General features: G+C 41.0%; 22 protein-coding genes and 1 tRNA gene. 19 read left to right on the top strand and 4 right to left on the bottom strand.

Going from position 1 to position 23961, the window contains the following annotated elements:
- Positions 1-14 precede the first annotated feature (14 nt).
- Positions 15-1121 (top strand): ABC transporter permease, encoded by a 1107-nt coding sequence (locus tag LX64_RS07645; RefSeq protein ID WP_111597004.1) that lies wholly within the window; start codon positions 15-17, stop codon positions 1119-1121.
- Positions 1121-2239, top strand: a complete 1119-nt coding sequence (locus LX64_RS07640; RefSeq protein WP_111597003.1) for an ABC transporter permease — start codon at positions 1121-1123, stop codon at positions 2237-2239. Before LX64_RS07645 ends, LX64_RS07640 begins: the two co-directional genes overlap by 1 nt.
- Here the strand turns inward: LX64_RS07640 and LX64_RS07635 are convergent.
- Positions 2236-3654, bottom strand: a complete 1419-nt coding sequence (locus tag LX64_RS07635) for an aminotransferase-like domain-containing protein (RefSeq protein ID WP_170132809.1) — start codon at positions 3652-3654, stop codon at positions 2236-2238. The two genes, LX64_RS07640 and LX64_RS07635, sit on opposite strands and share 4 nt — an antisense overlap.
- 252 nt (positions 3655-3906) lie before the next feature.
- Between LX64_RS07635 and LX64_RS07630 the strand changes: the two genes are divergently transcribed.
- The 11 genes from LX64_RS07630 to LX64_RS07580 all read left to right on the top strand — a co-directional run bounded on the left by LX64_RS07630 (position 3907) and on the right by LX64_RS07580 (position 12650).
- Positions 3907-4389: a DinB family protein gene (locus LX64_RS07630; protein WP_111597001.1), complete on the top strand. Its 483-nt coding sequence runs from the start codon at positions 3907-3909 to the stop codon at positions 4387-4389.
- Positions 4390-4884 (top strand): methylated-DNA--[protein]-cysteine S-methyltransferase, encoded by a 495-nt coding sequence (locus tag LX64_RS07625; RefSeq protein WP_111597000.1) that lies wholly within the window; start codon positions 4390-4392, stop codon positions 4882-4884.
- 126 nt (positions 4885-5010) lie between these two features.
- Complete coding sequence (locus tag LX64_RS07620; protein WP_111596999.1) at positions 5011-6411, top strand: pyridoxal phosphate-dependent decarboxylase family protein; 1401 nt, start codon at positions 5011-5013, stop codon at positions 6409-6411.
- Between the two features lie 100 nt (positions 6412-6511).
- Positions 6512-6958, top strand: a complete 447-nt coding sequence (locus LX64_RS07615) for a GNAT family N-acetyltransferase (protein WP_158538572.1) — start codon at positions 6512-6514, stop codon at positions 6956-6958.
- Between the two features lie 30 nt (positions 6959-6988).
- Positions 6989-7906: an EamA family transporter gene (locus tag LX64_RS07610; RefSeq protein WP_111596997.1), complete on the top strand. Its 918-nt coding sequence runs from the start codon at positions 6989-6991 to the stop codon at positions 7904-7906.
- Complete coding sequence (locus LX64_RS07605) at positions 7887-8831, top strand: GNAT family N-acetyltransferase (RefSeq protein WP_158538571.1); 945 nt, start codon at positions 7887-7889, stop codon at positions 8829-8831. The genes LX64_RS07610 and LX64_RS07605 overlap by 20 nt, the downstream gene beginning before the upstream one ends.
- Positions 8812-9261 (top strand): GNAT family N-acetyltransferase, encoded by a 450-nt coding sequence (locus tag LX64_RS07600; protein WP_111596995.1) that lies wholly within the window; start codon positions 8812-8814, stop codon positions 9259-9261. Before LX64_RS07605 ends, LX64_RS07600 begins: the two co-directional genes overlap by 20 nt.
- A 44-nt stretch (positions 9262-9305) precedes the next feature.
- Positions 9306-9866 carry an NUDIX domain-containing protein gene (locus tag LX64_RS07595; RefSeq protein WP_111596994.1) on the top strand — a complete coding sequence of 187 codons (561 nt, stop codon included), beginning with the start codon at positions 9306-9308 and terminating at the stop codon, positions 9864-9866.
- 76 nt (positions 9867-9942) lie between these two features.
- The gene (rlmB, locus tag LX64_RS07590; RefSeq protein WP_111596993.1) at positions 9943-10752 is read left to right on the top strand and encodes a 23S rRNA (guanosine(2251)-2'-O)-methyltransferase RlmB; all 810 of its coding nucleotides are present in this window, start codon (positions 9943-9945) and stop codon (positions 10750-10752) included.
- A 53-nt stretch (positions 10753-10805) separates the two neighbouring features.
- Positions 10806-11654, top strand: a complete 849-nt coding sequence (locus LX64_RS07585; RefSeq protein WP_111596992.1) for a hydroxymethylglutaryl-CoA lyase — start codon at positions 10806-10808, stop codon at positions 11652-11654.
- A gap of 18 nt (positions 11655-11672) precedes the next feature.
- A complete protein-coding gene (locus tag LX64_RS07580; RefSeq protein ID WP_245952584.1) occupies positions 11673-12650 on the top strand; it encodes a GSCFA domain-containing protein in 978 nt (325 codons plus the stop codon).
- Positions 12651-12719: 69 nt separating this feature from the next.
- Here the strand turns inward: LX64_RS07580 and LX64_RS07575 are convergent, their stop codons facing one another.
- Complete coding sequence (locus tag LX64_RS07575) at positions 12720-14228, bottom strand: MFS transporter (RefSeq protein WP_111596991.1); 1509 nt, start codon at positions 14226-14228, stop codon at positions 12720-12722.
- A 176-nt stretch (positions 14229-14404) separates the two neighbouring features.
- Here LX64_RS07575 and LX64_RS07570 point away from each other — a divergent pair, with 176 nt between their 5' ends.
- Entirely contained in the window at positions 14405-16639 is a 2235-nt protein-coding gene (locus LX64_RS07570; RefSeq protein ID WP_111596990.1) for a patatin-like phospholipase family protein, read from the top strand.
- Here LX64_RS07570 and miaE read toward each other — a convergent pair.
- Positions 16636-17235, bottom strand: a complete 600-nt coding sequence (gene miaE / locus LX64_RS07565; protein ID WP_111596989.1) for a tRNA-(ms[2]io[6]A)-hydroxylase — start codon at positions 17233-17235, stop codon at positions 16636-16638. The two genes, LX64_RS07570 and miaE, sit on opposite strands and share 4 nt — an antisense overlap.
- A gap of 52 nt (positions 17236-17287) precedes the next feature.
- Here miaE and LX64_RS07560 point away from each other — a divergent pair, with 52 nt between their 5' ends.
- From LX64_RS07560 to LX64_RS07550, 3 genes are all read left to right on the top strand, one after another.
- Positions 17288-18418 (top strand): aminotransferase class I/II-fold pyridoxal phosphate-dependent enzyme, encoded by a 1131-nt coding sequence (locus LX64_RS07560; RefSeq protein WP_111596988.1) that lies wholly within the window; start codon positions 17288-17290, stop codon positions 18416-18418.
- Between the two features lie 31 nt (positions 18419-18449).
- Positions 18450-20876 carry a penicillin acylase family protein gene (locus LX64_RS07555; protein ID WP_111596987.1) on the top strand — a complete coding sequence of 809 codons (2427 nt, stop codon included), beginning with the start codon at positions 18450-18452 and terminating at the stop codon, positions 20874-20876.
- A 151-nt stretch (positions 20877-21027) separates the two neighbouring features.
- Positions 21028-21100, top strand: a tRNA-Lys gene (locus tag LX64_RS07550).
- 429 nt (positions 21101-21529) lie between these two features.
- Here LX64_RS07550 and LX64_RS07545 read toward each other — a convergent pair.
- Positions 21530-21898, bottom strand: a complete 369-nt coding sequence (locus LX64_RS07545; protein WP_111596986.1) for a winged helix-turn-helix transcriptional regulator — start codon at positions 21896-21898, stop codon at positions 21530-21532.
- Positions 21899-22004: 106 nt separating this feature from the next.
- Between LX64_RS07545 and LX64_RS07540 the strand changes: the two genes are divergently transcribed.
- Positions 22005-22613 (top strand): FMN-dependent NADH-azoreductase, encoded by a 609-nt coding sequence (locus LX64_RS07540; protein ID WP_111596985.1) that lies wholly within the window; start codon positions 22005-22007, stop codon positions 22611-22613.
- Positions 22614-23078: 465 nt separating this feature from the next.
- Positions 23079-23600: a hypothetical protein gene (locus LX64_RS07535; protein WP_111596984.1), complete on the top strand. Its 522-nt coding sequence runs from the start codon at positions 23079-23081 to the stop codon at positions 23598-23600.
- The last annotated feature ends 361 nt before the right edge of the window (positions 23601-23961 follow it).

The following is a 23961-nucleotide window of genomic DNA, read 5'->3' as shown; positions in this document are numbered from 1 at the left end:
CGAACAATTGGGATATGAAACAGTTCCTACAGTTTTTGAAGAAAGAGTTTTACCACATTTTCCGCGACAGGCGTACGTTGTTGATATTATTCGGTATGCCAATCGTGCAAATTATCCTTTTTGGGTTTGCTATCACCAACGAAATCCACGAAGCAAAGTTCGCTGTACTTGATCAATCGAACGATTATTATAGCACCCGTTTACTTCAACGCTTCGATCATTCCGCATACTTTCACCGCGTTAAAAACTTACAATCTCCCAACGAAATAGCAAAAACCTTCGAAGAAGGCGACGTGAAAATAGTGATTGTGATTCCGCCACAATTTGGTAAAACTTTCTTCCACGAAAGAAAATCTACTATTCAATTATTGGCCGACGCAACTGATCCCAATACGGCTACTACCCTAGAGAATTACGCGTCTAGCATCATCAATCAATACCAAAAAGATATTACCAAGGAAGAAAAACTACCACTTACCATCAGTACCGATTACCGGTTACAATACAACCCGGCTTTAAAAAGCGTGTATATGTTTGTGCCGGGGGTAATGACTTTAATTCTCATGCTAGTATCCGCCATGATGACTTCCATTGCGATTACCCGTGAAAAGGAGTTGGGTACGATGGAAATATTATTAGTGTCGCCACTAAAACCGGGATTAATCATTGTTGGGAAAGTAGTGCCTTATATCATGTTGGCGTTTATCAATGCTATCATCATATTGGTCATGGGGGTATTCATATTCGATATGCCTATTAAAGGTAACCTCTTTTTGTTGTTGGCAGAATGTGGCTTGTTCGTTTTAACGGCTTTATCGATTGGGATCTTAATATCTAGCATCACGGAATCGCAGCAAACTGCGATGATGATTTCCATGGTGGGATTAATGATGCCAACCATGTTGTTATCGGGCTTTGTGTTTCCTATTGAAAGTATGCCTTTGCCATTACAAATCATCGCGAATATATTACCAGCTAAATGGTTTATCATCATCCTAAAAACGATTATGCTCAAAGGTGGTGGGCTAATGGATGTTTGGAAGCCAACGGTGATATTATTGGGCATGACCTTGGTTTTACAAGTGATTAGTATTCGTAAGTTTAAAATACGGTTGAGCTAATGCGCACGATACTTTACTTATTGCAAAAGGAGTTCCTCCAAATATTCCGTAACAAGGCGATGTTGCCCATTATTACGGTGATGCCTATTGTGCAATTGCTGATCCTTTCCTTTGCTGCTAACTACGAGATTAAGAACATGAATATTGCGATTGTTGACCAGGATTTGTCGCCCTATTCAAAACGTTTATCACAAAAGATGGTGGCTTCCGGTTATTTTCGCTTGGCTTACCAAAGCATGAATGCTGATGAAGCTTATGAAGAACTGGCATCGGATAGGGCCGACCTTGTGATGGTAATTCCCCGTCATTTCGAACGCGATTTGATTAAACATGATGAATCGAGTATCCAATTACTTGTAAACGCCATTAATGGTACAAAAGCTGGATTAGCGAATGGATATGCGAATGTGATCATACAACAATTCAACAATGAAATACGCACAGAATGGTTTGCTTTAGATCCTAAGGATGGACCTGCGCATTTTGAGATTACCTTCAGCAATTGGTATAACCAAGGCATGAACTACCGCATTTTTATGGTGCCGGGTTTGTTGGTAGTGCTTGTGACCATGATCGGAGCTTTCCTTTCAGGGATGAACATTGTGAAAGAGAAAGAAATAGGAACAATTGAACAATTGAATGTAACGCCCATTCGTAAATCACACTTCATTATTGGTAAGTTATTGCCCTTTTGGTTAATTGGGTTATTAGAAATGGCGGTAGGATTGATGGTAGGAAAGATCGTGTTTGATATTCCTTTCTTGGGAAGTATAGGCTTGCTGTTCTTGTTTTCGGGCATTTACTTATGGGTGATGTTGGGTTTGGGCTTACTTATTTCCACCTTCACAGAAACACAGCAACAAGCCATGTTTATATCATGGTTTTTCATGGTGATTTTTATATTGATGAGCGGGCTTTTTACACCGATTGAAAGCATGCCGGGTTGGGCGCAAAAGATGACGCTTTTTAACCCGCTTATGTACTTCGTGAAAGTAATTAGAATGGTATTACTAAAAGGAAGTGGCTGGGCGCAGGTGCAGTGGTTCTTTGGTGTAATGGTATTATTTGCAATAGCCATGAACACCGTAGCCGTATTAAATTACCGGAAAACAGTTTAAAGTGATTGCTGGATAAGTTTGCCTAAAGTTTTTAACGAATCGTTGATGCGTTTGTTAAACGGCTGCCCGAAACTTAAGCGCATACAGTTGTTATACCGGTCTTGTAAACTGAATATTCTACCTGGCGCCAAACTGATTTTACGTTTTAGAGCCGCTTCATATAGTTCGAATGTATTCACCGCGGGGTTAAGTTCAGCCCATAAAACGAAGCCCCCGGCAGGACGCGTAATACAAGTGTCTTCCGGAAAATATTCATAAATCGCTTGTTGGTAGCGTAAACATTGCGTGTGCAAAGCTTTACGCATATTGCGCAAATGGTGTTCGTACCTTCCATTTTCCAAGAAATAGCCGATAGCAGCTTGTGGTAAAGTAGCCGTAGCAATGCTATGGTTAAGTTTTAACCTGAGTACTTTATCATAATACTTCCCGGGAACAGTCCATCCGACACGGTAACCGGGCGCAATGGATTTCGAAAAGGAGTTACAGAGTAATACATTGCCGTTTTTATCGAAACTTTTACAGTTAATGGGCCTGTGTTTCCCAAAGTAGAGATCGCCGTAAATATCGTCTTCAATAAGTGCTATGTCGTATTTGTTGATAATGTCTACGAGCGCTTTTTTATTTTCATCGGGCATTTGTGCGCCGAGGGGATTATTGAAGTTGGGTACGAAAATGCAGGCTTTGATTTTGAATTTGGGAATTGCTTTGTCGAGGTACTCTATGTCAACCCCGTGCTTTGGGTGGGTGGGGATTTCGAGTACTTTCAACCCTAAGCTTTCTGCAAGCTGGAAAGCACCACAGTAGGCAGGGCTTTCCAAAGCGATTACATCGCCGGGTTGGGTAGTAGCCGATAAGCATAAAGTAAGGGCATCCATACATCCTGAGGTAATAATGATATCATCCTCAGAAATGGCGCCACCCCAGTTAATCGATTGCCGTGCAATTTGCAAACGGAGATTGTGGTTGCCTTGAAGGCTTTCGTAGTTGGCACCTGCATTAGGAGTGGTACGCATCGCGTGCATCATAGCTTTGGTTAGCTTTGCGCCCGGTAGCAATATATCTGGCGGTGCGGCTACGGAGAAACGCACAATGTCTTCTGAGGTCATGTTATGAAATACCTCTACGATCATTTCACTGGTACTGACTTCGCTCGCCTTTTTCATCGGCTTGCAAGGTTTAGGCACGTCAAGCAAGCGTTTACTTGAAAACTTCACATAGTAGCCCGATTTAGGGCGTGGTTCAATAAGGCCTTTATTCTCTAGGTGGTAATATGCTTGGAAGGCAGTGCTAATACTAATGCCGTTTTCTTTGCTGAGTGTGCGTACGGAAGGAAGCTTAGCGCCAATTTTGATCACTTCTTTCTCTATTAACTGTTCAATCCGTTCTGCAACTTGTATATAAAGGTGTTCGGCCATTGTATTAATATTTTTAAGATATTGAAACCCGCTTATAGTGAATAACCTAGCAAAACGAGCGATGCTAAGTTTAGTTTTTCACTGAAACCTGGTGTAGGTAGGCTTCCTGTAATTTTATGGATGCGCATGCATTTATCCATCTGTACTGGTATAAAGATAGTATTTTATAATCTGTTTGTTCAGGCTCAGAGAAAAATTTACTTTCGTTCTTGAACGATGCTTTTTTGATATTCTAAGCTAAACCCGTTTACTATGCTTCATTATTCTTTTCAATCAAGGTTACAAACCCAACATCTCATTTTACAGGATCGCTTATATAAATACCCAGCGGAACTATTACAAAACCGTGTCGATCCCAATAAATGGTCTGTTTATGAAAACTTTGCCCATCTCGTCAGCTATCAACCCGTTTACTTGGAGAGGATGCAACAAATTTTGATGCAACCCAATCCCACTTTCAAACCATGGAGTGGCGATACAGATAAGAATTTCTTAGAATATTGTCATTACCCATTAGAACGCTTGTTACCCATTTTAATGAAGGAACGCGAGCAGGTAATTGACTTGGTGGCTTCGCTGTCGCCTTCGGAAGGAGAAAGAATGGGTACACATCATGTATATGGGTCGATGTCGTTGTTGGAATGGACAGAGTTGTTTATTTTGCACGAGTCGCATCATATCTTTACGATGTTTAAGTTATTACATCACCCCAACAATAAATTAGTACAACAATAGATGGAAGCCGATTTAGCTCATGTGTATGTTCAATCACCGGTTGGCATTTTGTCGATTTGGGCGAATGATCGCGCCGTTACAACACTTCAATTTGAAGATGATCCTGCATTACAACCTACTACTACCACCCATCCAATTCTGCAAGCTATGATAGCTGAATTGGGGCACTATTTTGAAGGCACCTTGCAAACATTTACGGTACCGCTCGAACAATCGGGTACACCATTCCAGCTGTCTGTTTGGGAAGAGTTAAGGAAAATCCCTTACGGCAGAACAATCACTTATATGCAAGAAGCTCTTAACCTTGGTAATCCTAAAAGCATCCGCGCAGTAGGTACGGCCAATGGTAGAAATACGATTGCTATTGTAGTGCCTTGCCACCGTGTAATTGGTGCCAGTGGGCAGTTAGTGGGCTTCGCTGGTGGCGTATGGAGGAAGCAATGGTTATTGGAACATGAGAAGAAAATCAAGTATGGTCAACAATTATTGTTCTAGCAAATAATGTTATAACATTTACAAAGCAGTTGCCATCTGATATGGTCAAAATAGTTAAAACTGCATCTGTTTTTTTGTGCGAAATATGTTGAGATTTGTACCTCAATCACCCAAATCGCCAAGAAAATGAATACGACCCTCCAGCACGATCATGATCAATTCGACGAATTATTAACAGTTACAAAGAACTGGTGTGCCCAATACTTGCAAAAGCTTGAATCTTTGCCGGTGCATATTGCTATGCCCGTAGAGAAAGGAATGCATTTGCCGGTAGAAGGAGCCGGTGCGGCGAAGGTATTCGAAGCATTTTTACAGCAATACGGCGCTTATATTAGTGGGAATGCGGGTGCTCGCTACTTGGGGTTCGTTACGGGAGGTACCACGCCTGCCGCTTTAATGGGCGACTGGTTAACGAGTGTTATAGATATGAATGGTTCTTCTATGGAAGCACCATCTATGTCGATTGAACAGCAAACTATATCGTTTTTGCAAGAATTATTCGGGTTGCCACCGGCATTTACAGGTGCTTTTGTTAGTGGAGCTACCATGGCAAATTTTACAGGGTTAGCTGTGGCACGCGAATGGTGGGGAGAACAACATGGTGTAAACATTAGTGATGATGGTTTACACAGTGCGCCCCCGGTTAAAATAATTAGTTGCAAGCCGCATAGTAGTGCTGTGAAATCTTTGTCGATGTTGGGCTTAGGACGTAACTCCTTTGTTCAAATCCCAACGCTTCCGAACCGTGAAGCCATCGATGTACAAGCCCTTTCGGAATATATTCAACAACATCCGGCTAAAGCTTACATTATTGCGGCTAGTGCTGCTACTGTAAATACGGCCGATTTTGATGATATTCAAGCGCTTGTAGCATTGAAAAAGCATCATAATATTTATATACACCTGGATGCAGCTTTCGGTGGCTTTGCTGCCTGTAGCGATCGTTTCAAGCACTTATTAAAAGGCTGGGAATCGGTGGATAGTATTACCGTTGATGCGCATAAATGGATGAATGTACCATATGATAGTGCATTGATCTTTTCCAAACACCCTTCTTTACAACTACAAATCTTCAAAAATATTGGCGCCGCTTATTTGGGCGACCCGTCGAAACAATTCAGCTATACGAACTACGGACCAGAGAACTCGCGACGTTTACGCGCTTTACCGGCCTGGTTTTCGTTAATGGCATACGGCAAAAGTGGCTATGCGCATATCGTGGAGAATAATGTTGATTTGGCAAAAGCCATGGGCAAACAGATCCAAGAAAGCGAACAGTTCGAATTGTTATCGCCGGTACATCTCAACACGGTGTGTTTTACCCTTAAAAATACACGCGGCGAGCTTTCGAAAACCGTCAAGATATTCTTGCAAACACTTAATAAAGAAGGTAAGGTATTCATTACAGCTACAGAATTTGCAGGTAAACCTGCTATGCGGGCAGCTTTCGTCAATTGGCGAACCACCCAGCAAGATCTAGATATCGTGATGCATGCTTTGCATGAAGTGTATGCAAAAACTAGTTGATCATGTATTTCTGTACATGCGTCAAGGTTGATATTAGGTAAACGCGATGGGTATCTACTCGTGGCCGATCTATTTCGAATACGCATTAAAACATATACAGATGAGCCTAACTACCGCGCCGGTATTTACTTTGAAAGAATTGGTCACTTTCGAAGAACTGGCAGCAAATTACCCGTTATTACAATTGTTGAATCCGCACCTCTCGCAAGCGGATTATGAAGAAATGCTCGTGCACATGCTACAGCACGATTATAAACAGGTGGCCGTGCTCAACGAACGAAAGGAAATCATTGGTTTGAGTGGCTATTGGATTGGCACGAAAATCTATTCGGGCAAGTATTTAGAAATGGATAACGTAATCGTGTTACCATCATACCGATCGCAAGGCATTGGTAAAATACTTTGTCATTGGATGGAAGAAAAGGCCAAGGCCGAATCCTGTAAGTGCATCATGTTAGACGCTTACGTTGTTAACAAAGACGCACATAGGTTCTATTTCCGCGAGGGATTTGTGATCCTCGGCTTCCACATGCTGAAGAACCTATAATTTATCATCACGATTTTTGCTTTTAACTACATGAAAAAACCTAGTGTAAATGCCTACGTGGCATTAATTGTTGTGAGTTTCTTTTGGGGAACCACTTATTTAGCTTCTCATATCGGTGTAGAATACATGCATGGCTTATTGTTGGCAGGTTTACGTCAATCAATGGCAGGTGTATTATTAACCGGGTTCTTTTTTATTAAAGGACAAAAAATTCCGCCCCGCGCGATGTTATCGAAGCTGTTTATTATTGGCGTGATTATGTTGTGCGGTAGTAATGGCTTAATGACTTGGGCCATGAAATACGTCCCTAGTGGCTTAGGTGCTATAATCGCGGCAACAGTGCCTATTTGGATAACAATATTCAGCTATTTTATAGTTAGCAAATCGAAGATTACTGCGCAGGTTATTATTGGTATGTTGATTGGATTTATAGGAGTAGGCGGTATTTTCTACGATTATTTAGTGGATTTAATGAAACCAGAATTTCGTTTCGGCATCCTTTTGCTAATTATGGGTTCTATGTTTTGGGCCTTTGGTAGCGTGTTAACGGCGAAGTGGGCATTAGGCATTAATCCATTATATGGAGCGGGCTTCCAGATGTTTTTCAGTGGGGTTGTGATGTTGATTATTTCGTTTTGTATGGGCGAAACGTTGCAATGGAGCCATTTGCAAGAGCCACGATTGGTGGGTAGTATATTATACTTGATATTTGTAGGCTCGTTGTTGTCTTATTCAGCATATATCTACGCTTTAAATAGCTTGCCACCATCGCAAGTAGCGATTTACGCCTATGTAAATCCTATTGTTGCCGTATTGCTAGGGTTTATAATCTTGCAAGAGAAATTGAATATGGTAGTTGCCATTTCGTGCTTAGTCACATTAGTGGGCGTTTACCTCGTGAATAATGCATACAAAAAGAATAAGCAATATGGACAATTGGCCGAATAATGTACGATTACTGCCCTATCACCCGCAATATGCATCCCATTTTGCCCGGTTGAACAAGGCATGGATAGAGAAGTATTTTTACTTAGAAGCAATGGATATAGAGGTGTTCAATAATCCCGGTCAATATGTAATTGGCCAAGGTGGCAAAATATTCTTTGCTGCTTTAGACGATCAAATTGTGGGCACGGTATCATTATTGGTGGAGAACGAAGAAGAGGTAAAGATGTCGAAATTAGCGATGGATGAGGCGTACCAAGGACAGAGAATAGGGAAGATGTTGGCTGTATCCGTAATTGACATAGCCAGGAAGGCTGGATATAAGAAAATGTCGTTATTTTCAAATACCGTATTGGCACCGGCGATTAGGATGTATGAGAAATTGGGGTTTAAATCGGTGCCTTTAGGGAATAATCATTATGAAAGAAGTAATATAAAAATGGAACTAAATCTTCAGCCCATGCCGCTGCAACATACAGCCGATGCGCTTTTGCAAGTTGTACAAGCAGCCGCCATCCAATTAAGCCAGCTCTCTGAAGAACAGGCAGCTCGCAAACCGGCTCCCAATAAATGGAGTAGCAAAGAGTTAATCGGTCATCTCACAGATTCTGCCATGAACAATTTGCCAAGATTTATTCGCGGGCAGGTACATGAGAAAGTGGAAGTGGCGGCATACGACCAAAATTTTTGGGTGGAAAACCAACAATACCAAGCACAAGATTGGCAAGAGCTGGTAGATACTTGGGTGTTAGTGAATAAGAAAGTGGCGCGCGCCATTCAATCTATTCCCACCAAAGCTCTCGAACACCAAGTAGTAATTGGTAGTTACCCTGCCGTAAGTTTATCTTTTGTAGCTACGGATTATTTGGATCATTTACAACATCATTTACGACAAATATTTGCCATACATGAACATCAAACTAGCTGATATCAATGATTTGCAGCACATTGTTCCATTATTCAATGCGTACCGTGTATTCTACAAACAACCTAGCGATATAACCGGTGCGGAAGCCTTTGTCCGCGAGCGTTTGCAAAATGGAGATAGTAAAATATACCTAGCGTTTATCGATGGAAAAGCAGCTGGTTTCACACAGTTGTACCCTATTTTTTCTTCTGTAAGTATGGGAAAGGCTTGGTTGTTGAACGATTTATATGTTGATGCTGATTGTAGAAAACGTGGTGTAGGAAAGGCATTATTAGACATGGCGAAAGCATTGGGTGCGGAACAGCAAGCTAAATGGATTATGCTTCAAACCGACACAACCAATACAACAGCTCAAAAGCTATACGAGGATAATGATTTTGAAAAGGATCATTGTTTTACCTATTTCCACACCATCAAAAAAGAAGCATAAAAAAATAAATCTTTCCCTATTACGCGGCTAACTAAATTTGTGACATGGAACAGCATGAACAAAACCCATGGCAGGTATTATCCAGCGATATTAAGTACGATAACAAGTGGATTAAAGTAACAGAACACCAGGTTATAAATCCTAGTGGAGGTAACGGTATCTACGGAACTGTTCATTTCAAGAACTTGGCGATTGGCGTTATTGCATTAGACGAACAGATGAATACTTATTTAGTTGGACAATTTCGATTCCCACTGGAACAGTTTAGCTGGGAAATTCCTGAGGGAGGCGGTGCAATAGGGGAAGATCCTTTGGAAGGTGCAAAACGAGAGCTTTTAGAGGAAACAGGACTGGTAGCACAAAGCTGGCGCCCAATTATACACATGCATCTTTCTAATTCCGTTTCCGACGAAGCCTCCATTGTTTACCTAGCCCAAAATCTCAGTCAGCACGAAGCCGAGCCAGAAGAAACGGAGCAATTATATACAAAAAAAGTACCCTTTGAAACGGCCTATGAAATGGTGAAAAATCATCAAATCACCGATTCTATGTCGGTGGCAGCTATTTTAAAAATCCGTTTAATGCAGCTCGAAAACGAGTTGTAATATAAGCTGGTATTGCATTTGAACGATTCTGTCCTAATCGCTGGTTGCTACGGAAGGATCGGTTATCTTTGCAGCAATGAATCAGCATTTTAAACCTAACAGGAATTTCAAGCAATCGTCTTTCAAGCAATCGCCTCCAAAGCCGAAGCAATCGGCCCTTATTATCGGCCGTCAACCGCTTATTGAGGCTATCAAAGGAGGAAAAGCGATTGAAAGAATTTTCTTGCAACGTACCGCCACCGGCGATATTATTGCCCAAGTAAAACAACTCGCACACGATCATAAAATCCCGGTGAATTTAGTTCCCGTGGAAAAATTGAATAGTCTTACCCAAGCTAACCACCAAGGCGTGGTAGCTGTTACGGCTAAAGTAGCCTACTTGGAATTACAAGACGTGATTTCCCACGTTGTAGATGCCGGCGAAACGCCGTTGTTCCTCATTTTAGATGGTATTACCGATGTTCGTAATATTGGTGCAATTGCTAGAAGTGCCGTATGTTGCGGTGCCCAGGCCATCATTATCCCGGATAAAGGAATCGCAGCATTGAACGAAGAAGCATTGAAATCTTCAGCAGGTGCTTTAGAGAAAATCTCTATTTGCCGCGTAAATAGCTTGTTAAAAGCGATCGATACCTTGCATTTGAATGGTATTAAGGTGTACGCGAGTGAAATGGAAGCTAAAACAAAAATATTCGAATGCGATTGGAAAGAACCGGTAGCGATTATTATGGGTTCTGAAGATAAAGGTGTATTCCCGGCTTTATTAAAGGCAGCGGATGTACATTTCAATATCCCGATGAAGAATAGTTTCGAATCGTTGAATGTATCCGTTGCTGCGGGTATTATTTTGTACGAAGCAATGAAACATAGAGAATTAGGAGCGTAAGGAAGATCGGCTATTTGCATAATTCATCCATATACAGGCAAAATAAATTGGCTATGCTTAAACTCGTCGAATGTCCGCGTGATGCCATGCAAGGCTGGCACCATGCTATTAGTACAGCAGATAAGATTGCGTATATCAACAGCTTATTGCGTGTTGGTTTTGATACGATTGATTTTGGCAGTTTCGTTTCCCCGAAAGCGATTCCGCAAATGGCAGATACGGTAGACGTATTGAAAGGATTAGAAATACCGGCGGGCGGCAGTAAGTTACTGGCTATCGTAGCGAATTTACGCGGTGCGTTAAGCGCGGTGGAGTTCGAGGAAATTAGCTACTTAGGATTCCCGTTTTCTATTTCAGAAACATTTCAATTACGTAACACCAATAAAACGATCGCTGCTTCTTTGGAAGAAGTAGCCGCTATACAAGAGCTGTGCTTAAAAAATAGAAAACAGCTTGTAGTGTATATATCCATGGGATTTGGTAACCCGTATGGCGATCCATACGATGCTGCTATCGCTATGAAGTGGGTAGATGAACTGGTAAAGTTGGATATACAAGTTATTTCATTGGCAGATACTGTGGGTGTTGCGCAACCCAAGGATATACACTATCTCTTTTCTCACCTTATTCCCGCTTACAAAAACGTAGAATTTGGCGCGCATTTCCATTCCACGCCAAGTGCGTGGTATGAGAAGATTGATGCAGCTTATGCAGAAGGTTGTCGCCGTTTTGATAGTACTATCAAAGGTTTTGGCGGCTGCCCAATGGCGAAGGATGAGCTTGTTGGTAATATTGCCACGGAAAACTTGTTATTCTATAGTAAAGAAAAGCAAGTGCCGTTATTAATCGATGAGCAAGCATTTTCGGCATCGGCATTGCTTGCAGCGCAAATTTTTGTGTAAGCGGAAAGATTGATAATTATGAATTTTAGGATGACTTTCCCCCTGGATACGCTTTCTCCAGCGTTCCAGCATAGCGATCAAATTTTGCTGCTCGGCTCGTGCTTTGCAGAAGAAATGGGGCAAATGTTAGCGCAGCACAAATACGATGTATTGCAAAACCCTCATGGTATCTTGTTCAATCCAACTTCTATTGTAGAGGCGATGAACAGTTATATGGACAACAAACAATACACCGAAACGGATTTGTTTTTGCATGAAGATATTTACCATAGCTGGCAACACCATAGCCGCTTTTCTGGAACCGACCAAGCACAAGTACTCGCCCAAATCAATGCATCTCAAAATGCCGCCATTGATCGATTAAAGCACATCGATTGGTTGGTTATTACCTTGGGTTCGGCTTATGTGTATGCATTAAAGGAGAATAACAAAATTGTTGGCAACTGTCATAAAGTAAGTAATCAACACTTCTACAAACGGTTATTAACGTTGGAAGAAGTGGTGACTGGGCTTGATAATATGATGCACCGTTTATTTTTCTTGAATAAGAAAGTGAATATATTATTTACGGTAAGTCCTGTTCGTTATATCCGCGATGGCGTAGCTGAAAACAATTTGAGTAAAGCTATTTTATTGCAAGCAGTACATCATTTGGTTAATAAATTCAACCGCTTGCATTATTTCCCGGCATATGAACTTGTGATAGACGATTTGCGTGATTATAGGTTTTATAAAGAAGACTTAGTACATCCCAACGAGCTAGCCATCAAATACGTATGGGAAAAGTTCAGCGAAGCTTGTATTTCACCGGCTTCCCAAGCACTGCAATCCAAAATAGCCGATATTGTTCGCGCTTATCATCACCGCCCATTTAATCCTCAATCGCCCGGGCATCAACAGTTCTTACAACAGTATGCACAAAAAGTGCGTATTTTACAACAAGAACATCCCAACTTGCCATTAGCACAAGAATTGGCCTATTTTGAAGGTCGTTAAATAACAAACCCCTTCCACGGTATAAATGGGGAAGGGGTTTGTTATCTTCTAAATGTTGCTAAGCACGCATCATTCATCAATACTCAAATCTTTTACAGGCTTTTCTTTTATAAACAAAGCACCAATCACCGCGCAAATGATGGCGATAGCAATTGGGTAAATCAAGCCTACATAATGGTTGCCATACTTGCTAACGAGTGATACGGCAATAATAGGCATGAGGCCGCCGAAAACGCCATTCCCGATGTGGTAGGGTAGCGACATAGAAGTATACCTAATACGCGTTGGGAACATTTCCACCAAGAAAGCACAGATCGGCCCATAGGCCATTGTTACAAAAACTACTTGAATAAAAACAAGGAAAATTAGCCATGCCGCTGTTTTAGGAGGCACGGTGAACTCTACCTTCTTCTCTGTTTTCTCCTGCACATCACCTGTTTTATGCGTGATGAAAATATCTTTCTGCTTGGTGCCATCATTGTAAGTATGTTGATGTGCCACCCGCTCCAAAGTAATGCCATCACTGTTTTTACTTTGTGTACGTTCAACAACATAGGCCTCGGTAATCTCTGTTTTATTCGATAAATCGACCGTTTTATCCATCGCCTTATAAATTGGGTAATAGGCCAGGGCGGCGAGAATCATACCGCTGAGGATGATCTTTTTTCGCCCAATTTTGTCGGATAAATGACCAAAATATATGAATAAAGGAGTGGCCATGAATAGTGCTATCGCAATGATAATACTAGATTGGGATAAGCTGATATGCATCGTATTCTGTAAAAAAGAAAGGGCGTAGAATTGGCCTGTATACCAAACAACGCCTTGCCCCATAGTAGCACCAAAAAGTGCCAAGAGCACCATGCGAAGGTTTTCCTTCTTTCCAAAGCTTTCTTTTAAAGGATTTTTAGACGTTTTACCGGCCGCTTTTAACTCTTTGAATAGTGGCGATTCTTCCAGTTTAATACGAATGTAATACGATGTAATAACAAGAAAAACCGATACTAGGAAAGGAATACGCCAACCCCATTCATAAAAATTCTCTGGTCGCATACTAAGATTCGTGATCAAAATAACACCCAAGGAGAGGAACAACCCCAACGTAGCCGTCGTTTGAATAAAACTGGTGAAATACCCCCGGCGTTCAGTAGGAGCATGTTCTGCCACATAAGTAGCGGCCCCGCCATATTCACCCCCTAAAGCTAAGCCTTGAAGTAGGCGGAGTATAAGCACCAGTATAGGTGCTAGGTACCCAATTGTGGCATAACTGGGAACAAGGCCAATGGCGAATGTAGAGCCACCCATGAGCAGGAGCGTTAATAGGAACGTGTATTTACGACCAACAATATCACCTAGGCGACCGAATACGATAGAACCAAAGGGGCGTACAATAAAGCCAACTGCGAAAGTAGCGAGCGTGGCAATGTAAGCCAGTGTTGGATTAGAGCTTGGGAAGAACTTTTCAGCAATGATATATGAAAGGCTCCCGAAAATATAGAAATCGTACCATTCGATGAGGGTACCGGCGGAAGAGGCAAAAATGACTTGCCAAATGTTTTTCGAAGTGGAATTTTGCATAGGTGCGAATTGATGCCAATCAAGATAATAAAAAAGAATTACAATTTTCTTTTCGCATCTACAGGCTCTTTCAGCAGATTCACAAAGTTTTTGCCTTTTCTAAAAGCGTTCGATTAAATATTCAATTAACTTTAAACAGATAAACATTTTTTGTTGTTCGTGGTTAACCACTAGATATGCGTAAACAATTATTGCTCATCATCCTGGCGTTCGTGTTTTATCAACCAATGCATGCGCAGCAGCACCATACAAGGCCAAAGATTGGACTTACTTTGAGTGGTGGTGGGGCGAAGGGATTGGCGCATATTGGGATATTGGAAGCGATTGACAGCGCCGGGTTAAAAATCGATTATATTACGGGAACAAGCATGGGTAGCATTGTAGGTGCCATGTATGCCATTGGTTACCGTGGTGATAGTATAGAGCAGATTGCCCGCCAAATGGATTGGGCGAACTTGTTTTCCAGCCAGCCGTTGAAAACGGAAATCTCCATCGAAGAAAAAAGCGAATTCGGTAAGTACTTAATAGAATTACCTTTTGAATACGGTCGCCCCAAATTGGCCTCTGGTGTAATAGTAGGGCAGCAATTGTGGCTAGAATTAGCTCGCTTAGCTTACCCGGTGAAAGATCAAAAAGACTTCTCAAAATTTAGCATACCATTTAAATGCGTGGCTACGGATATTGCAACGGGGAATGCCGTGGTTTTAGACTCTGGGGAACTTGTAACCAGTATACGGGCTAGTATGGCCATACCATCGGTATTTACGGCTGTTCGGATAGGGAATAAGAAGTTAGTCGACGGTGGGGTTGTCCGTAATTTCCCAACTAAAACGGTAAAAGATATGGGGGCTGATATTATTATTGGTTCCAACGTATCGAACGGTTTGCGGCCGGAGAATGAATTAGTGACGCCGATTGATATTATTTACCAATTGGGATTTTATAAAGATGCCGATGATTTTACCGAAGCGAGAAAACTGACCAATATCTATATTCATATGCCCCTAAAAGCCTATTCCGCTGCCAGTTTTGGAAGTGTAGAGGAGATTATTGAAGCAGGAAAAGAAGAAGGCCGGCAAATGTACCCCGTATTTAAACATTTAGCAGACTCCCTGAAAGCATTAGATCCTACCTATCAATTCGTAGAGAACCGTTTACCGTGGGCGGCGGACTTAGAAATTACATCTATTCGCATTACGGGTCTTCGTCACTCTAATGAAAAGTTCTTTAGAAGTAGGTTGGGGTTGAAGGAAGGGGGCTGTTATACACCCGACCAGCTAAGGCTAGCTGTGCAGAACGTGTATTCTACTCGCTTCTATAAGCAAATCACCTATAACCTTGTACATGACGGTGCCGGTCAAAATAGGATGGATATTACGGTAGATGAAAATCCCCTGACCTATGTAAAGTTTGCCTTTAACTATAATACTTTCACCGATTTTGCAGCGATCGTAAATATTACCCAAAGAAACTTTATTGTGCCGAATAGCCGTGCATATGTAACGTTGGCTATTAGTGAAAACCCTAGGCTCACGGCCGAATATTTTAAATATTTAGGGCGTAAGCGCAATTTGGGAATAGCCTTAGGTATTCATTATGAAGACAACCCGTTGACGATTTATAACGATTTTAGGTCGCAACAAGAGTATAAATACATGTACGGCGCTGCAGATGGTCATTTTCAATTTATGCCATCGCGGAATTTGTCGTTTTCATTAGGTACACGTTATGAATATGTACGAGCAAAACCCAAAATCTCGCAGCATTTGGAATTGAATGGACATGTTACCCAGTTGAATTCATACCTCCAAATGAATTACAATACAACAAATCGCGTAATGTTTCCTACCAAGGGAATGAGTTTTACCGTTGAAGCAGGCCAAATATTTGATCAGCGAGCCGATTTAACGATTCGTTCAGGAGGTACGGTTATTAGTTCTGATAGCGTGGGTTTAAATTATGAGAATTACCAACGATTGCTTTCCCGATTTACTTATTATTTGCCTTTGAACCGCAAACTAACCACCATTTGGAATGCCGGGATTGGGATGAACTTTAATTATAGTGAATCGATTATCAATAATTATTGGCTGGGTGGGATCACGCAGAATACAAGAACGCAATTACCATTAGTGGGTTATGTAGATGGAGAAGTGATATCATCAAGTGCTGCTACTACCCAGTTAGCTTTACAATACGAGGTAGTGAATAATTTATTTTTAACACCGCGTGTTGGAGTGGCAGTGTATGATTTCACGACGAATAACCAAAACACAAACTATAAATTTTTAAGTGGTTATGGCATGTCGGTTGGTTACTCGTCGCGTTTTGGACCTTTAGAAGCTACCTTGATGTACGGGGATAAATCCGGTATTTTTAAAGGGTATATCAATATTGGATTTCAATTTTAGTGCATACGGTCGCCACGAATTTCCATACTGTTGAGGATTTCGGCTTCTACTTTTAACCAGTATTGCCAGCGATCACGCACTTTATCTCCTGGTAAATATTTGTTAGCAAGATCGATAAACAGGCGGTAGTGACCAGCTTCGGATATCATGAATTTGCGGTAGAATTCGCGTAAATATTCATCTTCTAAACCTTCACTCAATAAACGGAAACGTTCGCAGCTACGGGCTTCAATGAGGGCGAAAATGAGTAATTGATCGAGTAAAAAATCTTCCCGGTGCCCGCCTTTGATGCGATGCTTGAGAAGTTCATTTACATAAATATCTTTACGTTGACGGCCGAGTTGGAATCCACGTTTCTTCATTTCGGCCAATACTTGCCTAAAATGGCCCCACTCTTCTGTAACAATAGGAGCAAGGGCAAACACCAGTTCTTCTCTTTCAGGGTATGCTTGAATTAAGGAAATGCACGACGTTGCAGCCTTTTGTTCACAGAAAGCATGATCACTGAGAATGAACTCTAAGGAAATAGAAGCGAGGTCAACCCAACGTGGATCAGTGGGCAATTTGAGCCCTAAAATGGAAACTTTACTACTCATACCAAGATATTTAACAGGAGCAAAGTTATAAAGAAGATAATTAGGATAGAATATGGGACTAGATTTTTTACAATCTGCCCTCGACAAACGGGAGGCGGAACATGCTTATAGAACACTGAGATTAGCCGGTGATAAAGTGGATTTTTGTTCCAATGATTACTTGGGATTGGCACGCAGCGAGATTATGCAAGAACAAATTCACCTGCTTTCAAAGCAAATACCACAACTACATGGTAGCGGTGGTTCCCGCTTATTAGCTGGGAATTATGAACTGGTTGAATTGGCAGAAAAATCTATAGCAGCCTTTCACCAAGCAGAAAGCGGGCTCATCTTTAATTCTGGATATGATGCCAATGTTGGCCTCTTCTCTTCTGTTCCTAAAAAAGGAGATGTGATCGTATATGATAGCCTAATCCATGCATCAATACGCGATGGTATGCGGCTTTCTACTGCCACTACCTATTCGTTCAACCATAATAATCTAGCCGATTTACAAAAAAAACTTGATCATGCAAGAAGCGTAGCCACCGGCCAAGTATTCGTAGCGGTTGAATCAGTTTATTCAATGGATGGCGACCAGCCGCCCTTGGCAGATATCGTGGGAATATGTGAGAAATTCGATGCTCATTTGATCGTCGACGAGGCACATGCTACGGGTGTGATAGGTGAAAATGGAGAAGGGTTGGCGCAAGCTTTGGGTTTGGAAGGCAAGTGTTTTGCCCGTGTTTACACATTTGGGAAAGCTGTAGGATGCCATGGCGCTATTGTAGTTGGTGCTACCCCCCTACGGCATTACTTGATCAATTTTGCACGATCATTTATTTATACAACAGCGATTCCGCCCATGTCAATAGCAGCTATTTTAGCCAGTTACGAGCTATTTCCCGGTATGCATGAACAGCGGCAACAATTGCAATCCCATATTGCCTATTTAAGCAAGCATATTGCGAAAGACAGGTTGTTAGAAAGCGCTACGCCCATACAAATCGTTAAAACCCCGGGGAATGCAGTTGCTCGCACAACAGCTGCGTATTTACAAGCCGCAGGATTTGATGTAAGGCCCATCTTGCATCCTACAGTGCCAAAAGGCGAAGAAAGGCTGCGTATAGTATTGCACAGCTTTAATTCAACCGAAGAAGTGGCTCAACTAGTAGCAGCCCTTCAACAAGCACCAACAAGTTGATAATATCATGAAAAAATAATAACTTTCTTATATGAGATTAGTTCCCGTTATTATATCCGCTATCCTAACCCTAGCCCTCGTTTATGCACTCAATAGGAGTTGGGGCAGTGTGCCGGCAATTGGCCGCTTTTTTAGTCCTCAACATGGTTTCTGGCAAAATGCTGTTAACCAAGAGGAAGACCAAAACATCGATATTCCCTTAAAAGGTTTACAAGGCAAAGCTACTGTATGGTTAGATGATCGTATGGTACCACATATTTACGCAGATGTAGAACGCGATGCCTATTATGTACAAGGCTATATGCATGCCCGCGACCGTATGTGGCAAATGGAATTACAAGCCTTTGCATCCGCCGGTAGATTGTCAGAAGTGCTAGGAGATAGAATGTTGAACTACGACCGTATGAAACGTAGGGAAGGGATGATTTACGCCGCAGAACAATCCTTGCTTGAAATGGAGCGTGATCCTGCTATGAAAAGCGAATTGGATGCGTATACGGCAGGCTTTAACGAGTATCTGCAAAACTTATCTCCCCGCGATTACCCGGTAGAATATAAATTATTGGGGTATCAACCAGAACCTTGGACAAATTTAAAAACAGCTTTGTTGCTCAAATATATGAGTGCCGATTTAGCCGGTACTGCATTCGATTTAGAGTATACGAATGCCTTACAAATATTCAATTGGGATGATTTCAATAAAATGTATCCCGACTTTACAGATACATTAGATCCCATTATTCCCAAAGGCACAGCATATGCGAAAGCCACAGCAAATGCTATCGCTCCGCCAGATAGCGTGTTAAAGCAAAATGCTGTTGCGATGCATTTTAAAGAGGAGCGACCCGATCCCGACAATGGTAGTAATAACTGGGCCGTTAGTGGTAGTAAAACAAAATCGGGAGCGCCAATTATTTGTAATGATCCGCATTTAGGATTGAGTTTACCTTCGTTGTGGTATGAAGTGCAGATCACTACGAAGGATATGAATGTATATGGAGTATCATTGCCAGGTGCACCTGGCGTTATCATAGGTTTTAACGATCACATGGGTTGGGCTGTTACGAATGGTATGGAAGATGTGAAAGATTACTACCGTTTAGAGTTTAAAGAAGGTACACGTTCGTATAAATTTAACGGTGCATACCGTGAAGCAACTTTGCGTATTGAACCCATTAAAATCAAAGGAAAGCCTACATATTACGATACTGTTTCTTACTCAGTATGGGGACCGGTTATTTTCGATAATACATTCCCCGATAATATCGCTAAGCAAGGCTATATAGCCATGCGCTGGAAAGCACATGACCAATCGAACGAGTTATTAACCTTTAACCGTTTGAACCATGCGAAGAATTACGATGACTATTTGAATGCCTTGAAAGTATATTCCTGCCCTGCACAAAACTTTATCTACGCAGGGAAAGATGGTGATATAGCTATTTGGCATAATGGTCAATACCCATTACGCTGGCAGAACCAAGGAAAGTATATTATGCCGGGCTCAGATAGTACCTATGCGTGGCAAGGTTATATTCCTAGGGAAGAAGTGCCACACATTAAGAACCCAGCACGCGGTTTTGTTAGTTCTGCGAATCAACATCCCACCGATGCAACGTATCCATATCATATGATCGCCGACTACGATTTATTCCGTGGTATGCGCATTAATCAACAATTAGCCGGTATGGATCATATTACGATCGAGGATATGATGCAACTGCAAAATGATAATAAGAACTTGTTTGCTACAACAGCCATGCCGTTGATCAAGAAATATTTAGATACAACAAAGTTTTCGGCTACACAATTGAAATACTGGCAACAATTGAGCGCTTGGGATCAATATAACACAGCTGAAAGTACAGGTAGCACTCTGTTCCAGTTAACATGGGATAAACTGGAAGATGCAATTTGGGATGATGATTTGAATAGAAAAGATACCGTGTTAAAACGCCCACAATCAAAAACAACGCTGCTTTGGTTATTAAAAGAGCCGGAGATGAAGTTTGTTGATAACAAGTTCACGCCGGAAAAAGAAACCTTATCAAAACTATTGCAACAAGCATTCGATAGTACCGTAGCTATTGCACAAAAAGTTGATACAGGTAATGGGCTTGCTTGGGGCCGATTCAGGGGAACAGATATTCGTCACCTTACACGTGCTTTACCCGCCTTCAGTAGGATGCATTTAAATACAGGTGGTGGTGCAAATATTGTCAATGCTACAAAACAAACACATGGTCCTTCTTGGAAGATGGTAGTGCAATTAGGCGAGAAAACCGAAGCATTCGGGATTTACCCGGGTGGACAAAGTGGCAACCCTGGTAGCAAGTACTACGATAATAGTGTGAATGATTGGGTAGATGGTAGGTATAATCAACTATTGGTGATTGATGCCCGTCAATCGACACAACCGGATATGAAATTTAAAATTAATTTTATTCCTTCTAAATAGGCTACAGTAAAGACTTCTGTCGTATTCAAATAATGTTTGAAGAAGATTTTTTTAAATTTTTTTCAAACATTATTTGGCGCGAATGAAATAATTTCTATCTTTGCACTCCCATCGAAACAGTCACACTGTTGAAATGGACACAAAAAAGGATGATTCCGTAGCTCAGTTGGTAGAGCAATACACTTTTAATGTATGGGCCCTGGGTTCGAGTCCCAGCGGGATCACAAGAAAATTCAAAGGTTATTAAAGCCGCTTAAATCACAAGATTTAAGCGGCTTTTTTGTTATGCCATTAAAAGGTAAATCATAGTAAACGAATCATCTGGAAGGCTACTAAAAAGGATACATTAAATGGGATTTTTATCAGAAATCGTTCGTGAACTGATGTAGATTTTGATGCCGATTATTCGAGCATTAATAACGTTGCCGGCAATCTTTGTAGTAAATAATTCTCCGCTTGCTTCTTGCTTGATACAAGCATAAAGCTCTCTTGAAAATTAATGTTATATGTGCGGATATGACCTGGGTTCAATTTATAAAATAGGCTATGAAAACATTCAATCAAATGAAATTGGATAGCCTTTGCATATTGCCAATATCATGTAAGTTAATTAACATGTCGCACACCTTACGGTTTCAATCCATTTAAACTTATTAACTTCCACTTTTCACCTTTCCCGTAATTCTACCTTTATGGATCAATCCCCATTCGCTTAACACTGTTATCATTGGCCTCAAGGTCCGTGCATATTCTGTGGGCAAGTATTCCACAATCACCGGTGTTGAGTCTGCCTTTACCTCTCTTTTTACCAATCCGTTCAACTCGAGAGATTTTAACTCTGCTGACAACACTCTTGCAGAGATGCCTTTAATGGCCCTTTGCAATTCGTTAAACCGGTTATATCCAGTCATTATTGCAATAACGATGCGGAGTTTCCATTTGCCTCCAATTACATACAAGGCATCTTCCACTGCCAACAACTGGGCAGCACATTTAACTTCTTCTAATGCTAGTCTTTCCATCTGTTTAATCGGGTTAAATAACCTCTAGGTTAGCACTAACCTTTAGTTTAGTACTAACCTTTTATTAGCCAATGTACCTAATTTTGAGTCATCAAAAGCAAAAAGAATGAAAAAAATATTGCACATCATTTCAAGCCCTAGAATAGCTCACTCAGCCAGCCGGAAATTAGGTAATGCCACCTTGGAAAAATTAATGGCAAAATATCCCGGTAGCGCAGTCATAGTGCGGGATTTGGCGAAAGATCCGGCACCGCACCTGGATGAAGTACACATTGTTTCCTTTTTTACTCCTGCAGACAGTAGAACTGCAGAGCAGTTAGATGCTATCAGGTATTCGGAAGAAGCAGTAACAGAATTACTGAATGCCGATATCATAGTAATAGAAGCGCCTATGTATAACTTTACTATTACCTCTACCTTGAAAGCATACTTCGACCATATTATCAGGGCAGGTATGACGATTAAAATTAGGGGAGGGGGCCTGTTACCCGAAGGTTTGCTGACGAATAAGGAAGCATACATCGTTACCAGCTCAGGAAGCGTTTATTCCGAAGGAGACCTCAAAGACTATGACTTTGTAGAACCCTTTATTCGCGCTTTCCTTTCTGTGATCGGAATTAAAGTGGCCGGCGTTTTCAGGGCAGAAGGCCAAGCAGTTGTGGGGCTAGAAGCCGCGCTTGAAAATGGATTCGACAGTATTGCAGCTTGGGAGTAATCTATAATATACATGCAATGATAATGGTTGAGGACTATCCATGGATCACTGCTTCTGCTTTAACATAGACGGATTTTATATAACAAGGTGATATGATTACTGTGAATGAGCTTTGTAGGTATACCTGGATTCCGCTAATATAAAAGGCTACAAATTCGGCTGCAGTAATTTTTAAAATCCTTGATGTTGTTAGTTACACTTTTCATATAGTCCCAGGGGGATAACAGAAAAAATAAAAGACCTGCGCATTGCGCGGGCTTTTTATTATACGCAAGTTTAATCAAGTATCTGATTACATTCCAATTTATCATTTCGCAATGTGGCCTACAGAATAGATCAATTAATTCGGATATTGATTATTCAACACTTTGATGTTGGATTGCCTAATCTTAAGTAATTATAGTTATTGCCAGCATACCGATCATATTATTACTATCTTGATGCAATTAATACACAAAACCTTATATGTCAGCTTATCAGTTGAATAGATTAAATGATATCCTTCACACCACAAGCAATCGTTCAATAAAAACGTATGCCCTTCATCTTGTTGTAACATATCACGTTACATCACTTACAACAGAACAATTATTTTCATATATCCCGTTTATTTGGGAGGTCGATCTTAGTGGTCGATACAATGGTATTCGGCATAAAATAGAACAAGAAATTATAGCAAGACAAGAAATAAAAACAATCAAAATGCTCCTGGCATTATTGGAAAGTACGAACCCTTATCTTCGTCATATTGGAGCCGATCTTTTAAATAGTTTTAATAATGAAATAATTGTGGAACCCATTTTGCATTATCTACATCATACCACGGATGGCTTTATGACTAAAAGGGCTGCTATTTATGCATTAAGCCTGTTTAAACACCAGCAAAATGTAAGGCAATACATACTTGGCGAAATGGAAAGAAATGCATCTAATAAAGACGCTTTTTTTAGAGCGAATTACTTAACAATTATTGAAGCTATGATATAGTGTAATTTGGTTAACACAATACCTTCATTATATCAATAAGCTTTAAACGTACGTTTTACTGCTCTAGGCCTATGACCTCAGTATTGTTTCTATCGTTCTTTATAAGGGTATACTGTACATGTAAGGTTGATTATACTTACTCCCCATAATGCTATTATCCTATATACAATCAATACTACTAATGAGGGTACTGTATACATGTATGTCCTGTATGTTCTTATGCTAATAAGTGGGTAGCTTTCAAGTGACTTCTAAGTAGGTTCCAAGTAAATTCCATGTGATTTCCATGTAAATCCCATGTAAATCCATGTAATCTCATCGTGTCACCATCGATATTCAGTCGTTATTCTATCGATTACAC

This window comes from Chitinophaga skermanii (assembly GCF_003259335.1).
GTDB classification, from domain to species: Bacteria; Bacteroidota; Bacteroidia; order Chitinophagales; family Chitinophagaceae; genus Chitinophaga; species Chitinophaga skermanii.
This window is presented reverse-complemented; position numbering and strand designations above follow the sequence as displayed.

Bases quoted from the DNA above. Each gene is read 5' to 3' on its own strand.
- LX64_RS07645 (WP_111597004.1), top strand. From the start codon at position 15: ATGAAACAGTTCCTACAGTTTTTGAAGAAAGAGTTTTACCACATTTTC.
- LX64_RS07640 (WP_111597003.1), top strand. From the start codon at position 1,121: ATGCGCACGATACTTTACTTATTGCAAAAGGAGTTCCTCCAAATATTC.
- LX64_RS07635 (WP_170132809.1), bottom strand. From the start codon at position 3,654: ATGGCCGAACACCTTTATATACAAGTTGCAGAACGGATTGAACAGTTA.
- LX64_RS07630 (WP_111597001.1), top strand. From the start codon at position 3,907: ATGCTTCATTATTCTTTTCAATCAAGGTTACAAACCCAACATCTCATT.
- LX64_RS07625 (WP_111597000.1), top strand. From the start codon at position 4,390: ATGGAAGCCGATTTAGCTCATGTGTATGTTCAATCACCGGTTGGCATT.
- LX64_RS07620 (WP_111596999.1), top strand. From the start codon at position 5,011: ATGAATACGACCCTCCAGCACGATCATGATCAATTCGACGAATTATTA.
- LX64_RS07615 (WP_158538572.1), top strand. From the start codon at position 6,512: ATGAGCCTAACTACCGCGCCGGTATTTACTTTGAAAGAATTGGTCACT.
- LX64_RS07610 (WP_111596997.1), top strand. From the start codon at position 6,989: ATGAAAAAACCTAGTGTAAATGCCTACGTGGCATTAATTGTTGTGAGT.
- LX64_RS07605 (WP_158538571.1), top strand. From the start codon at position 7,887: ATGGACAATTGGCCGAATAATGTACGATTACTGCCCTATCACCCGCAA.
- LX64_RS07600 (WP_111596995.1), top strand. From the start codon at position 8,812: ATGAACATCAAACTAGCTGATATCAATGATTTGCAGCACATTGTTCCA.
- LX64_RS07595 (WP_111596994.1), top strand. From the start codon at position 9,306: ATGGAACAGCATGAACAAAACCCATGGCAGGTATTATCCAGCGATATT.
- rlmB (WP_111596993.1), top strand. From the start codon at position 9,943: ATGAATCAGCATTTTAAACCTAACAGGAATTTCAAGCAATCGTCTTTC.
- LX64_RS07585 (WP_111596992.1), top strand. From the start codon at position 10,806: ATGCTTAAACTCGTCGAATGTCCGCGTGATGCCATGCAAGGCTGGCAC.
- LX64_RS07580 (WP_245952584.1), top strand. From the start codon at position 11,673: ATGAATTTTAGGATGACTTTCCCCCTGGATACGCTTTCTCCAGCGTTC.
- LX64_RS07575 (WP_111596991.1), bottom strand. From the start codon at position 14,228: ATGCAAAATTCCACTTCGAAAAACATTTGGCAAGTCATTTTTGCCTCT.
- LX64_RS07570 (WP_111596990.1), top strand. From the start codon at position 14,405: ATGCGTAAACAATTATTGCTCATCATCCTGGCGTTCGTGTTTTATCAA.
- miaE (WP_111596989.1), bottom strand. From the start codon at position 17,235: ATGAGTAGTAAAGTTTCCATTTTAGGGCTCAAATTGCCCACTGATCCA.
- LX64_RS07560 (WP_111596988.1), top strand. From the start codon at position 17,288: ATGGGACTAGATTTTTTACAATCTGCCCTCGACAAACGGGAGGCGGAA.
- LX64_RS07555 (WP_111596987.1), top strand. From the start codon at position 18,450: ATGAGATTAGTTCCCGTTATTATATCCGCTATCCTAACCCTAGCCCTC.
- LX64_RS07545 (WP_111596986.1), bottom strand. From the start codon at position 21,898: ATGGAAAGACTAGCATTAGAAGAAGTTAAATGTGCTGCCCAGTTGTTG.
- LX64_RS07540 (WP_111596985.1), top strand. From the start codon at position 22,005: ATGAAAAAAATATTGCACATCATTTCAAGCCCTAGAATAGCTCACTCA.
- LX64_RS07535 (WP_111596984.1), top strand. From the start codon at position 23,079: ATGTCAGCTTATCAGTTGAATAGATTAAATGATATCCTTCACACCACA.